The sequence below is a fragment of the Phytoamicus setariae genome (assembly GCF_016722925.1).
Taxonomy (GTDB): domain Bacteria; phylum Pseudomonadota; class Alphaproteobacteria; order Rhizobiales; family Rhizobiaceae; genus Rhizobium_E; species Rhizobium_E setariae.
Genome location: NZ_JAEQNC010000006.1, coordinates 286,993 through 300,079, shown reverse-complemented (window position 1 = coordinate 300,079; position 13,087 = coordinate 286,993). Strand labels below are relative to the sequence as shown.

Sequence of the window (13,087 nt, the reverse complement as noted above, 5' to 3'; positions counted from 1 at the left end):
CCGAAATTGATTGCACATGCATTGCCGTGTTGGAGTTTTCGGGTAACAAGCGGCTCGTATTAGAACGACCGAAAGGACGAATTCATGTGCGGTATTGTCGGCATTGTCGGAAATCAGCCGGTTGCGGTCAGGCTCGTTGATGCGTTGAAGCGGCTGGAGTACCGGGGCTACGATTCGGCCGGAGTCGCGACAATCCATCAGGGCAAGCTGGAGCGGCGGCGCGCCGAGGGCAAGCTCGTCAATCTCGAGCGTCGACTCGCCGAGGAACCGCTGGCCGGAACGTCAGGCATTGCCCACACCCGCTGGGCGACGCATGGCGCGCCCATCGAGCGCAATGCCCATCCGCACTTTACCGATGGGGTCGCTGTCGTCCACAACGGCATCATCGAGAATTTTGCCGCAATCAAGAATGAACTGTCCGGCGAGGGAGCGACGTTCCATACCCAGACGGACACGGAAGTGGTCGCGCAGCTGATCGCGGCCTATGTTCGCAAGGGCATGACCAATCGCGCTGCTGTGCAGGCGATGCTGAAGCGGGTGACGGGTGCCTATGCACTGGCAATCCTGTTCGAAAACGAACCGGGGGCGGTCTATGCCGCCCGTTCCGGGCCGCCGCTGGCAATCGGCTACGGCGAGGGCGAGATGTTCCTCGGTTCGGACGCCATCGCGCTTGCGCCGTTCACAAACCAGATCTCCTATCTCATCGATGGCGACTGGGCGGTCCTGACGCATGACCGGGCGGAGATCATGGATTTTGACGGAAATCCGGTTACCCGGGCTCGCCAGCTATCCGTGGCCGCCGCTTATGTCATCGACAAGGGCAATCACCGGCATTTCATGGAAAAGGAGATCTATGAGCAGCCGGAGGCGATTTCGCATGCACTCGGTCACTACATTGATTTTGCCGAACGGAAAGTCAGCGCAATCGCAGGGAGCATCGATTTCGCCAATCTCTCCGGTCTGGCCATATCCGCGTGCGGTACGGCCTATCTTGCCGGATTGACATCGAAATACTGGTTCGAACGTTATGCGCGTCTTCCAGTCGAAATCGATGTGGCTTCGGAATTCCGTTATCGCGAAGTTCCGCTGAATGCCAATTCCGCCGCACTGTTCATTTCGCAATCCGGCGAGACCGCCGATACCTTGGCATCGCTTCGCTACTGCAGGGATGCGGGCCTGAAGATCGGCGCAGTGGTCAATGTCAGGGAATCCACAATCGCGCGCGAATCCGATGCGATCTTCCCGATTCTCGCAGGGCCGGAAATCGGCGTGGCCTCGACCAAGGCGTTCACCTGCCAGCTATCTGTTCTGGCTGCGCTCGCCATCGGCGCGGGCCGGCAGCGAGGAACCATTTCCGCCGAGCTGGAGCAAACGCTCGTGGGTCACCTAGCGGAAATGCCCCGCATCATGAGTGCGGTTCTCAACCGGATACAGCCAACCATCGAGACGCTGGCGCGTGACCTCTCCAAGTGCAAGGACGTGCTCTATCTTGGCCGGGGCACCAGCTATCCCTTGGCCATGGAAGGTGCGCTGAAGCTCAAGGAAATTTCCTACATCCATGCGGAAGGCTATGCTGCGGGCGAACTCAAGCATGGGCCGATTGCGCTGATCGACGAAAACATGCCGGTGATCGTGATCGCCCCGCATGACCGGTTCTTCGAAAAGACCGTGTCGAACATGCAGGAGGTCGCTGCGCGCGGGGGCCGGATCATCTTCATCACCGACGAAAAGGGAGCCGCTGCCTCCGACCTGCCGACGATGGCAACCATCGTGCTTCCGGATGTCGATGAGGCGATACAGCCGATGATCTTTTCGCTGCCAATCCAGCTGTTGGCGTATCATACGGCGGTGTTCATGGGCACGGACGTCGACCAGCCGCGCAATCTGGCAAAATCTGTCACCGTGGAGTGATATGGGCCCGAAATGCGCTTGTGCATCTGATCGGAACGGCGCTATGCATTAGCATGCGCCGTGCGTTGACAGGGACTGCTGAATGACTGAAACGCCGCATAAACTGCCCGTGGGTGTGCGACTTCGCAACAACTTCCTGACCGGCCTCATCATCTGCGCGCCGATTGCGATCACCATATGGCTGACCTGGACTTTCATTCACTGGGCCGACAGCTGGGTAAAACCCTATATTCCGGCGCGATACACGCCCGAGCACTACATAACATTCGCCGTGCCCGGATTCGGGCTGCTGATCGCGATCGTCCTGATCACCATCGTCGGTATCCTCGCCAAGAACCTGATCGGCAGAACGATCGTCCAGGTCGGTGAGTCTGTGTTGGATAGAACGCCTTTGGTGCGTTCTATCTACAAGGGTCTCAAACAGATGTTCGAGACCGTGCTGCGGGAGCGCTCGAACTCCTTCAAGAAAGTCGGGATGATCGAGTATCCATCGCCCGGGCTTTGGTCGCTTGTCTTCATCGCAACAGACGCCAAGGGCGAGATCGCATCACGCTTCAATGACAAGGGTATGCAGATGACGACGGTTTTTCTGCCGCCGACTCCGGTACCAACCGCCGGTTTTCTGATTTTCGTGGAGACGAAGAAAATCATGCCGCTGGACATGTCCACGGAAGATGCCGCCAAGCTGTTGATCTCGGGCGGGCTCGTCAGTCCGGACTGGCATCCCCCGGTAGTGGCAGCGGCTCCCTCAGCCAGCCTTGAGAAAACGAATCGCCTCGTCACGCCGAAATAGGTAGAGCAGTGTGCGGATAGCCTCGCCGCGTGGCGAATTGAGCTCCGGATCCCGATCCAGAAGATAGTGGGCATCCTTGCGGGCGATTTCCAGCAGATCGCCATGCGCCTCCAGGCTGGCAATCACGAAGCCCGGAGTGCCGGATTGCCTTGTCCCGAGCAGTTCGCCTTCGCCGCGCAACCGGAGATCCTCTTCCGCAATCAGAAAACCATCTTCGGTTTCCCGCATGATCTTCAGCCGGGCCTGGGCATTTTCGCTGAGCTTGCCTTTATAGAGCAGAATGCAGCTCGAAGCTTCGCTTCCGCGTCCAACCCGGCCGCGCAACTGGTGCAGCTGTGCAAGACCGAACCGCTCGGCATGTTCGATGACCATGATCGTCGCATCGGGAACATCGACGCCGACTTCGATGACGGTTGTCGCGACGAGCAGGCGCGTGTCGCCATTCTTGAAGTCCAGCATCACGGCGTCCTTTTCCGGACCGCTCATTCGCCCGTGGATCAGCGCCGCCCTGGCCCCAAAGGTCTGGGCAAGAACGGCATGTCTCTCCTCCACCGACATCAGCTCGCTTTCCTCGGTCTCCTCGACCAGCGGGCAGATCCAGTAGACCTTGCGGCCTTCGGAAACCGCGGTCTTGAGCCGCGCGACGATGTCGCCGATCCGTTCGGCCGGCATGATCACTGTCTGGATCGGTTTTCGCCCGGCCGGCTTTTCCGTCAGTTTCGAAACATCCATGTCGCCGAATGCTGCCAGCACCAACGTACGCGGGATAGGCGTTGCGGTCATGACCAGCATATGCGGGGAAATGCCCTTGGCAGTCAGCCGCAATCGCTGATGAACGCCAAAACGGTGCTGTTCATCAACGACCGCAAGCAGCAGGTTCTCGTAATTCACATTGTCCTGGAAGAGGGCGTGCGTTCCGATAACGATACGCGCTTCGCCTGAGGCGATACGGTCCAGTATTTCATCGCGTTCGCGGCCCTTGGTGCGCCCGGTCAGGATTTCGACTGCTATGCCGGCCTTTTCCGCCAACGGTCCGATGGTGGCCAGATGCTGGCGCGCCAGAATTTCAGTTGGCGCCATCAGTACCGCCTGACCGCCACTTTCTACGGCCGCCAGCATGGCCATCAGCGCCACCACGGTCTTGCCGGAGCCGACATCGCCCTGTAGCAGCCTGAGCATGCGGTCTTCGCCGGACATGTCCTTGAGGATTTCGCCAATCGCGGTTGACTGGCTGCTGGTCAGCGAAAACGGCAAGGCGCGCACGACGATTTCCGACAATTCGCCTGTCGGCCGCACCGGCACACCGGGCGTCCGCCGCAGGCGAGCGCGGACGAGGGCCAGCGACAATTGCCCGGCCAGAAACTCGTCATAGGCCAGACGCCTGCGCGTCGGGCTCTGCGGGTCGATGTCGTCTGCATCCTGGGGATCATGAATTTGCCGGAGCGCTTCCGCTGTTTGCGGAAACTCTTGTTGTTTTACCAGCGAGGGATCGAGCCATTCAGGCAGATCGGGGACGCGGGCGAGTGCCGCCTCGATGGTTTTGCGGAGCATTTTCGGCGAAAGGCCGGCGGTCAATCCATAGACCGGCTCCACGAGCGGCAGGCTTTCTCCCTCTGCAATCCGGGCGATATGATCGGGATGAACCATCGACGGCCGGCCGTTGAACCAGTCCATCTTGCCGCTGACCATCACGGTTTCATCGACAGGCAGCATTTTTTCCAGCCAGTTGCCCTTGGCACGGAAAAACACCAGCGCCATTTCACCGGTGTCATCCTGCAAGTAGACCCTGTAGGGCACGGAACTATTTCCGCGTGGCGGTGGCTGATGGCGGTCGACGCGGGCGGTGACGGTGACGATTGCACCAGCCGGTGACAGCGCAATTCCGGGCTGCTTGCGACGATCGATCAGGCCTTGCGGGACGTGGAACAGCAAGTCGATGATGCGGCATTCCTCCAGCGTTTCGCGGCCCAGCAGCCGCGCATAGAGTTCGCCCGTCTTCTGGCCGATGCCGGGCAGGGACGAGAGGGATGCAAACAGGGGATCGAGTAGGGAAGGACGCATTGCGCTATCTCATCTTCTTGAGCGTTGATTTGCAAGGCTGACAAGCCGCTTTCCAAGAGATATAGAGGGCTCAAATTTCAACGGTGAGTATCTGACACATGACCGGCACCAGTCGCACCAGCGCCGAACTTGACCCACGCCGCAGGCGTACCCTGTTTCGCGCCTGGCATCGGGGCATTCGCGAAATGGATCTGATCCTCGGCCAGTTCGCCGACAACGAGATCGACGGCATGGCAGATGCCGAACTCGAAGAATTCGAGCGCATTTTGTCGGAAGATGACAACGATCTTTTCAAGTGGATCTGCGGCGAGCAGGAAAAGCCGGAGCGTTTGCTCACGCCGCTTTTTGCGCGGATCTCGGCATTTCGCCCCGAAGAGGCGTTCGCATCGCGGGTTTTGAACTCGTAGGGCCAGTTAGTCCCGCTTCACCGGGCACTTCGTTTTCGAGTCAAGATTTTTAGAAAGCACGCCGCATGATCCCGGATTTCAATCCCAAGAAAATCCTGGGGGATGACAAGAGTTTCACCCTCGCCAATATTCCGCCCGGCATGGAAGCACTTGTGCTTGCCGAACTTGCCGCCACCGGCAAGCCGATCGCCTATGTGTTGTCGGATGGTCAGCATATGGCGGATATTGAACAGATGCTGGCATTTCATGCGCCGGAAATCCCGGTTCTGAGCCTGCCCGGCTGGGATTGCCTTCCTTACGACCGTGTTTCGCCCGGCACCGATGTCTCCGCGCGGAGACTGGCCGCACTTTCCGGGCTGATCCAGCATGCCTCCAAGCCGCATCCGGCGATCGTGCTGACGACGGTCAATGCCATCGTGCAGAAGCTGCCACCGCGCGATGCGATCGCGGCAATGGGCTTTTCCGCCCGGCCGGGTGCGACGATGCGCATGGAGGACATCGCTTCACGGCTGGAGAAAAACGGCTTCGACCGCGTCGCAACTGTCCACGAGGTCGGTGAATTCGCCGTGCGCGGCGGCATCCTCGATGTCTTCCTGCCGGGGTCGGAGCAACCGATGCGGCTGGATTTCTTCGGCGATACGCTGGAAACCATCCGCTACTTCGATCCACTCAGCCAGCGGACAACGGGTCAGGCAAAATCGATCGAACTCAATCCGATGAGCGAGGTATCGCTCAATTCGGAGATGATCAGCCGGTTCCGCAAGAATTATCTGACCCTGTTCGGTGCGGCAACACGCGACGACGCGCTCTATCTGGCGATTTCCGAAGGGCGGCGCTTTGCTGGTATGGAACATTGGCTGCCCCTCTATTACGAGCAGCTCGAAACCCTGTTCGAATATCTCGGCGCGTTCCGCATCGTCATCGACCACAATCTTCAGGAAGCGGTCAACGAGCGCTTTACGCTGATCTCGGATTACTACCAGGCCCGTCTCGACAGCGGCAAGCAACACAAGGGCATGACCCAGGGCGCGCCATACAAACCGGTGCCTCCCGACCAGCTCTATCTCTCCGGCGAGCAGGTGATGCTCGGGCTGCGGGCGCATGGCGCCATACGCCTGACGCCGTTCAACGAGCCGGAAGGCGAGGCGCGCAAGGTCATCACAGTTGAGGCACGTCCCGGCATGCGATGGGCAAAAGCCGGTGAAGCGCAAGGCGAAGAACGCATCAACGTCTTCGACGCTGCCGTCCGCCACATCGCCGACCATCGCGCCAAAGGCAACAAGGTGCTGGTCACCGGCTGGTCGGAAGGCTCGCTGGACCGGCTGCTGCAGGTTCTCGGCGAACACGGACTGGAGAGAGTGGTCCCGGTCGCCAGCCTACATGCTGCCCTCAAGCTGAAGATCGGTGAAGCGGGCGCTGCGGTGCTGTCGCTCGAAAACGGTTTCGAGAGCGGGCCGCTGGTCGTCATCGGCGAGCAGGACATTCTCGGCGACCGGCTTGTCCGCCGTTCCAAGCGCAAGAGACGTGCCGCCGATTTCATTTCCGAGGCTTCGGCAATCGAGGAAGGCAGCATTGTCGTCCATGCCGAGCACGGTATCGGCAAGTTCATCGGGCTGGTGACGATCGAGGCGGCGGGCGCACCGCGTGCCTGCCTCGAACTGCAATATGCCGGCGGCGACAAGCTGTTCCTGCCGGTTGAAAACATCGAACTGCTGTCGCGCTACGGTTCCGAGCAGACCGAGGCTCAGCTAGACAAGCTGGGTGGCGTTGCCTGGCAGGCGCGCAAGGCCAAGCTGAAGAAGCGGTTGCTCGACATGGCCGCGGGCCTGATCAAGATCGCCGCCGAGCGCACCATGCGCCAGGCGCCCGTGCTTGCCGCCCCCGAAGGGCTCTATGACGAGTTTGCCGCACGCTTCCCCTATGACGAAACCGACGACCAGGCCAATGCCATCGATGCGGTGCGCGACGATCTGGGCGCCGGGCGCCCCATGGACCGGCTGATCTGCGGTGACGTCGGTTTCGGCAAGACGGAAGTGGCGCTGCGCGCCGCCTTCATTGCCGCCATGAACGGCGCGCAGGTCGCGGTCGTGGTGCCGACCACGCTGCTTGCGCGGCAGCATTTCAAGACATTCTCCGAGCGCCTGCGGGGTTTCCCGCTCAAAATCCGTCAGGCGTCACGGTTGGTTGGCACAAAGGAGCTGAACGAAACCAAGAAGGAGATGGCCGAAGGCAAGCTCGACATCGTCGTCGGTACGCATGCACTGCTCGGCACCGGTGTAAAATTTGCCAATCTTGGACTGCTGGTCGTCGATGAGGAGCAGCACTTCGGCGTCAAGCACAAGGAGCGGCTCAAGGAACTCAAGTCGGACATTCACGTGCTGACGCTTTCCGCGACGCCGATCCCGCGCACCCTGCAGCTGGCATTGACCGGCGTTCGCGAACTGTCGCTGATCACGACGGCGCCGGTCGACCGCATGGCTGTCAGGACCTTCGTCTCGCCGTTCGATCCGCTGGTGATCCGCGAGACGCTGATGCGCGAGCATTACCGCGGCGGCCAGAGCTTCTATGTCTGCCCGCGCATCGCCGACCTCGAGGAGATCCACATCTTCCTGCGCGAAGTGGTGCCGGAACTGAAGGTCGCCGTCGCCCATGGACAGATGCCGCCGGGCGAGCTCGACGACATCATGAATGCGTTCTACGACGGCCAGTACGATGTGCTGCTTTCGACCACGATCGTGGAATCCGGGCTGGACGTGCCGACCGCCAACACGCTGATCGTCCATCGCGCCGACATGTTCGGCCTCGCACAGCTCTACCAGATCCGTGGCCGCGTCGGCCGTTCCAAGGTGCGAGCATTTGCGCTGCTGACATTGCCTGTTAACAAGACGCTGACCACCATGGCCGACAAGCGCCTGAAGGTGCTGCAGTCGCTCGACACGCTCGGCGCGGGCTTCCAGCTCGCAAGCCACGATCTCGATCTGCGCGGCGCAGGGAACCTGCTCGGCGACGAACAGTCCGGCCACATCAAGGAAGTCGGCTTCGAGCTCTACCAGCAGATGCTGGAAGAAGCGGTGCTCGAAATCAAGGGTGACGAGCAGGTGCAGGATTCCGGCTGGTCGCCGCAGATCGTCGTCGGCGTCTCCGTGATGATCCCGGAAGCCTATGTGCCCGACCTGCATCTACGCATGGGACTCTATCGTCGTCTCGGGGAACTGCAGGACCTCAAGGAAATCGACGGTTTCGGCGCCGAGATGATCGACCGCTTCGGGCCGATGCCGGCCGAAGTCGAAGCGTTGCTCAAGGTCGTCTACATCAAGACGCTCTGCCGCATGGCCAATGTCGAGAAGCTGGAAGCGGGACCCAAGGGCCTGGTGGTGCAGTTCCGCGACAAGATCTTCCCCAATCCGGCTGGGCTCGTCGCGTTCATCGCCAAGCAGGGCACGCTGGCAAAGATCCGCCCGGATCATTCGATGTTCTTGGCACGCGATCTGCCGAAGCCCGAAAAACGCATGGCCGCAGCGGCGATGCTGATGACGCAACTGGCCGAGATTGCCGGGCAGGGGTGAGATAGCCGGATCGCACCAGATCAAGAACAACGGGGCGGCTATTGAGCCGCCTTGCGCTTGAGTTCGGCGATCTGCCTGAGAGCGTTGACGAACACCTCGACCGATTGTGCACCCGTAATGGCATATTGCCTGTCGACGATGAAGCATGGCACGCCGGTCACGCCCATCCGCTGCGCATTGGCAATTTCAGCTTGAACATGGTCCCGATCTGCATCTGACGCCAGCTTGGCGGCAACGTCAGCGCCGTTCATCCCGCAATCAGCGGCGATCTTCGCCAACACGCTTTGATCTCCGACATCGAGCCCATCGACGAAATTGGCTTGGAAGAGTGCATGCGCCACGCGATCCTGCAGGTCGGCGCCAATAAGGCCTGCCCAATGGATGAGCCGGTGCGCATCGAGCGTGTTTGGAAACACCTTCGCCTTTTCCAGCGCGATAGGAAGATCGATTTCGGCGGCGAGCTTGCCAAGCATTTCATGCGATCGGCGCACCGCTTCGACACCGCCGAGCTTGGCGGCGAGATGCTTCATGGCGTCATAGCCTTCGGCAGGCGCATTCGGATCGAGCTGGTATGGCTTCCAGTGGACGCTTGCCCGTACATCGTCAGCAACCTGCCCAAGCGCCAGCTGCAAACGCCGCTGGCCGAGATAACACCACGGGCAGACAACGTCGGAGATGATGTCTATCTCGATGTCGATCATGTTCATTGAACCCTTTGGTCCCACCAGGTGGGAAGTTGAGCGCCATAGAGGGGCACATAAGCGGGGTGGCCGATGCGCTTCCAGCGCGCGATCCACTGTTCCCCGATATGATAAAGGGGGATGACATAGTGTCCAGCGAGAAGCAGACGATCATGGGCGCGTACAGCCGCCTGGAAATCCTCGCCCGTGCGTGCGCTGAGTATATTCTCGATCATCCTGTCGATATCGGGATCGGCAACGCCGGCCATGTTCTCGCTGGCCTGCACATCCCTTGATTCGGATCCCCAATTGGTTGTTTGCTCGAGGCCGGGAGACAGCGACGACGCGTAGGTGCGCATGATCATGTCGAAATCGAAGCGCTGCGTGCGTTCCTGGTATTGCGAGTCATCGACCGTCCGGATGGAGATATCGATGCCGAGTGCTGCCAGGCTGCGCTTATATGCCAACGCAATTCTCTCCTGATCCTGGTTCTGGGTCAGGATTTCAAAGGTGAGGGGCTTGCCTGCGCTGTCCCTCATCTTGCCGTTATCGATCATGTAGCCGGCCGCACGCATCAGATCATAGGCCTGTTTCAGCACCTTGCGGTCGCGGCCCGTCGCATCGGTCACCGGAAGCCTGTAGGTGCCATCAAGTATCTTCGGGTCGATACGCTTTGCCGCTTCGCCCAGCAGCGCCAGTTCCTTGTCGCTTGCCGGCCGCCCGAGGCTCGACAGAACAGAGTTCTGCCAGAAACTTTCCGTGCGCTTGTAGGCATTTTCATAGAGATTTTTGTTCACCCATTCGAAGTCGAAGGCCAGCGTCAGACCTTCACGCAGCTTCGCATTGGTAAACACGGGGCGCCGGGTGTTGAAGACCATTGAATACATGTTTGCCGGAAGGCCGGGCTTGAAAGTGTCCTTGATGACATCGCCGGAACGGACCGCTGGAAAATCGTAAGTCCGCTCCCACTTTTTCGGTGAGCCTTCCTTGTAGACGTCAATCTCGCCCTTCTTGAAGGCTTCAAACAGGGTATTCTCCTGCAGGAAGTATTCAATGGAGATCTCGTCAAAATTATCGAATCCCACTTTCGAGGGAATGTCCTTGGCCCAATAGTTCGGATCCCGCTTGTAGACGATCTTCTCGCCGGGCTTGACCTGCTTGACGAGGTAGGGACCCGAGCCGAGCTGGGGCACAAGCGTGGTTTCATCGAAACCGTCTACCTTCGTGGCATGCTTGGGGAGTACGGGAGACAAAGCCAGCAACAGCGGAAACTCACGATCAGCCAGTTCATTGAACGTGAACTTCACCGAATGCTCGCCAACCTTCTCCATCTTCGCCACGCGCTTCAGGCGCGTCGAGAACGGCGGCCGGCCCTTGTCACGCAACAGTTCGAAGGTGAACATGACGTCCTCGGGCGTCACAGGCTTGCCATCCGACCACTTGGCGTTGGGATTGAGATTGAACTGGATGTAGGTTCGGGCGTCGTCCCATTCGACGGTCTCGGCTAGCAGTCCGTACATTGTAAACGGCTCGTCGCGCGAGCGCATCATTAGTGATTCGACGACGAGGTTGCCCAGCTCGGGATCCCACATGCCGCGCGCCGTGGTGCGCTTGGCTTTGAGGATGAAGGAATTGAGATTGTTGAACGTGCCGACGACACCGAAGGCCAGTCTACCGCCTTTCTTCACATCAGGGTTCACGTAAGGAAAGAACTTGAAATCCTCGGGCAACGCGGGCGTACCGTGCATGGCGATGCCATGGACGGGTTGAGCGAGGGCGGCAGGCGCGATAAAAGCGGCGAATGCCAGCATCAGCAGCGCTTTGAGGGTGACAAGGTGTTGGGACAGGCGAGGGGTGCGATTCATATCCAAAGACTAAAGCAAGATTGGAGGCGTGGGAACCGGCGCTAACCGGTTGTCGTGCCTCCTAGGCAAAGACTGCGGCATTTATTCAACGCTTTACGTGCATTCTCCAAAATAACGCATCCTGTGGTGAAAGAAACGCTGGATATATTAAATGCACCAATGTAACAGGTTGGCCAAACATGACGGGGTCATGTATTTGCCTCATTTTACCGGCACGAGGGCTCCGGCTTCAACCGGCTTGACTGCCTTAGCCGCTGAATTTCAGGAGACGGGAAAACGCTATGAGCTTCGAATTCAAAACTGCAATGCGCGCTACGGTCGCCGCTGCGTCTTTCGCCGCGGCACTGGTCACCGCACCGGGTTATGCATCCGCGCAGAATGCACCGGCGCCGACCACGCCGCAGGGCTGGTTCAAGATCTGCGACAAGCAGGACGATAGCGACGTCTGCTCGGTCCGCAATGTCATGACCGCAAACACCGGACAGCTCGTCACCGCCGTAGCGCTGGTGACTGTATCGGGCAAGGTAAACCGCAAGTTCATGCAGGTTTCCGTTCCTCCGGCACGTCTTATCCCTCCGGGCATCCTGATGCAGATCGATGGTGCCAAGGGCCAGAAGCTTGAGTATGGCGTCTGTATGCCGGACCTCTGCATCGCCGAACTGCCACTGACGGATGGCGTTATCGCCAGCCTGAAGAAGGGTAACGAAGTGGTGTTCACGTCGGTGAACTTCCAGCGCATGCCGAACCCGATCAAGATCTCGCTTGAGGGCTTCACCGGCACGTTCGATGGCCCGGCCATGGAGCAGTCCAAGCTGCAGGAGCGCCAGCGCCTGCTGCAGGAAGAAATGCAGAAGAAGGCTGACGAAGCCCGCAAGAAGCTACAGGACGCGCAGAACGCTGCCAAGCAGCAGTAAGCGCGTAGATATTCGATTTAGAAAGGGCCGGGCAGCGATGCTGCCGGGCCCTTTTCATTTAGGACATGTTTTGGCGCTGGGAACTGGCTGGCTTGTGAGGCCAGCCTTGGCAGATCAATGCAGAATCTGGCTGAGGAACAGCTTCGTGCGTTCGTGCTGCGGATTGTCGAAGAACTGGCCCGGTTCGTTCTGCTCGACGATCTGGCCCTGGTCCATGAAGATCACCCGATTCGCCACCTGGCGGGCAAAGCCCATCTCGTGGGTGACGCACAGCATCGTCATGCCTTCTTCGGCAAGCCCGACCATGGTGTCGAGCACTTCCTTGACCATTTCCGGGTCGAGAGCCGATGTCGGTTCGTCAAACAGCATGATCTTCGGACGCATGCATAGGGCGCGGGCAATGGCGACGCGCTGCTGCTGGCCGCCTGAGAGCTGGCCCGGATACTTGTTGGCCTGTTCCGGAATCTTGACGCGTGCGAGGAAATGCATGGCGATCTCCTCGGCCTGCTTCTTCGGCATCTTGCGCACCCAGATCGGCGCCAGCGTGCAGTTCTCCAGAATGGTCAGGTGCGGGAACAGGTTGAAGTGCTGGAACACCATGCCGACCTCGCGGCGCACCTCGTCGATCTTCTTGAGATCATTGGTGAGTTCAATGCCGTCGACGACGATCCGGCCCTTTTGGTGTTCTTCGAGGCGGTTGATGCAGCGGATCATCGTCGACTTGCCGGAACCCGACGGGCCCGCGATGACGATCCGCTCGCCCTTCATGACCTTGAGGTTGATATCCCTCAGCACATGGAATTCGCCGTACCACTTGTTCATCTCGGTGAGTTCGACCGCGACATCCGTCTTGGACACCACCATTTTTTGTGCGGCTGCATTGGCCATGT

At 59.6% G+C, this 13,087-nt stretch carries 9 protein-coding genes; 5 read left to right on the top strand and 4 right to left on the bottom strand.

The features are described 5' to 3' along the window. Positions 1 to 84: 84 nt before the first annotated feature. A complete protein-coding gene (glmS, locus tag JJB09_RS13180) occupies positions 85 to 1,911 on the top strand; it encodes a glutamine--fructose-6-phosphate transaminase (isomerizing) (protein ID WP_201658615.1) in 1,827 nt (608 codons plus the stop codon). Between the two features lie 82 nt (positions 1,912 to 1,993). Beyond that, positions 1,994 to 2,704, top strand: a complete 711-nt coding sequence (locus tag JJB09_RS13175) for a DUF502 domain-containing protein (protein ID WP_201658612.1) — start codon at positions 1,994 to 1,996, stop codon at positions 2,702 to 2,704. Here JJB09_RS13175 and recG read toward each other — a convergent pair. Then, the gene (gene recG, locus JJB09_RS13170) at positions 2,660 to 4,765 is read right to left on the bottom strand and encodes an ATP-dependent DNA helicase RecG (RefSeq protein ID WP_201658609.1); all 2,106 of its coding nucleotides are present in this window, start codon (positions 4,763 to 4,765) and stop codon (positions 2,660 to 2,662) included. The genes JJB09_RS13175 and recG overlap by 45 nt on opposite strands. Before the next feature lie 98 nt (positions 4,766 to 4,863). Here recG and JJB09_RS13165 point away from each other — a divergent pair, with 98 nt between their 5' ends. Together JJB09_RS13165 and mfd are read left to right on the top strand one after the other, a co-directional pair. Continuing rightward, positions 4,864 to 5,172, top strand: a complete 309-nt coding sequence (locus tag JJB09_RS13165) for an FAD assembly factor SdhE (RefSeq protein WP_201658606.1) — start codon at positions 4,864 to 4,866, stop codon at positions 5,170 to 5,172. Between the two features lie 65 nt (positions 5,173 to 5,237). After that, positions 5,238 to 8,738: a transcription-repair coupling factor gene (mfd, locus tag JJB09_RS13160; protein ID WP_201658603.1), complete on the top strand. Its 3,501-nt coding sequence runs from the start codon at positions 5,238 to 5,240 to the stop codon at positions 8,736 to 8,738. Between the two features lie 38 nt (positions 8,739 to 8,776). Here mfd and JJB09_RS13155 read toward each other — a convergent pair whose 3' ends face one another. Together JJB09_RS13155 and JJB09_RS13150 are read right to left on the bottom strand one after the other, a co-directional pair. Beyond that, positions 8,777 to 9,439 (bottom strand): DsbA family oxidoreductase, encoded by a 663-nt coding sequence (locus tag JJB09_RS13155; RefSeq protein WP_201658932.1) that lies wholly within the window; start codon positions 9,437 to 9,439, stop codon positions 8,777 to 8,779. A gap of 2 nt (positions 9,440 to 9,441) precedes the next feature. Beyond that, positions 9,442 to 11,229, bottom strand: a complete 1,788-nt coding sequence (locus JJB09_RS13150; RefSeq protein ID WP_201658930.1) for an extracellular solute-binding protein — start codon at positions 11,227 to 11,229, stop codon at positions 9,442 to 9,444. Between the two features lie 335 nt (positions 11,230 to 11,564). Here JJB09_RS13150 and JJB09_RS13145 point away from each other — a divergent pair, with 335 nt between their 5' ends. Beyond that, positions 11,565 to 12,197, top strand: coding sequence for an invasion associated locus B family protein (locus JJB09_RS13145; protein WP_201658600.1), 633 nt, complete (start codon positions 11,565 to 11,567; stop codon positions 12,195 to 12,197). Between the two features lie 114 nt (positions 12,198 to 12,311). Here the strand turns inward: JJB09_RS13145 and JJB09_RS13140 are convergent, their stop codons facing one another. Then, on the bottom strand, positions 12,312 to 13,085 hold the full coding sequence (locus tag JJB09_RS13140) for an amino acid ABC transporter ATP-binding protein (protein ID WP_201658597.1): 774 nt from the start codon (positions 13,083 to 13,085) through the stop codon (positions 12,312 to 12,314). Positions 13,086 to 13,087 lie beyond the last annotated feature (2 nt).

Bases quoted from the DNA above. Each gene is read 5' to 3' on its own strand.
- glmS (WP_201658615.1), top strand. From the start codon at position 85: ATGTGCGGTATTGTCGGCATTGTCGGAAATCAGCCGGTTGCGGTCAGG.
- JJB09_RS13145 (WP_201658600.1), top strand. From the start codon at position 11,565: ATGAGCTTCGAATTCAAAACTGCAATGCGCGCTACGGTCGCCGCTGCG.
- mfd (WP_201658603.1), top strand. From the start codon at position 5,238: ATGATCCCGGATTTCAATCCCAAGAAAATCCTGGGGGATGACAAGAGT.
- JJB09_RS13165 (WP_201658606.1), top strand. From the start codon at position 4,864: ATGACCGGCACCAGTCGCACCAGCGCCGAACTTGACCCACGCCGCAGG.
- JJB09_RS13140 (WP_201658597.1), bottom strand. From the start codon at position 13,085: ATGGCCAATGCAGCCGCACAAAAAATGGTGGTGTCCAAGACGGATGTC.
- JJB09_RS13150 (WP_201658930.1), bottom strand. From the start codon at position 11,229: ATGCTGGCATTCGCCGCTTTTATCGCGCCTGCCGCCCTCGCTCAACCC.
- JJB09_RS13175 (WP_201658612.1), top strand. From the start codon at position 1,994: ATGACTGAAACGCCGCATAAACTGCCCGTGGGTGTGCGACTTCGCAAC.
- recG (WP_201658609.1), bottom strand. From the start codon at position 4,765: ATGCGTCCTTCCCTACTCGATCCCCTGTTTGCATCCCTCTCGTCCCTG.
- JJB09_RS13155 (WP_201658932.1), bottom strand. From the start codon at position 9,439: ATGATCGACATCGAGATAGACATCATCTCCGACGTTGTCTGCCCGTGG.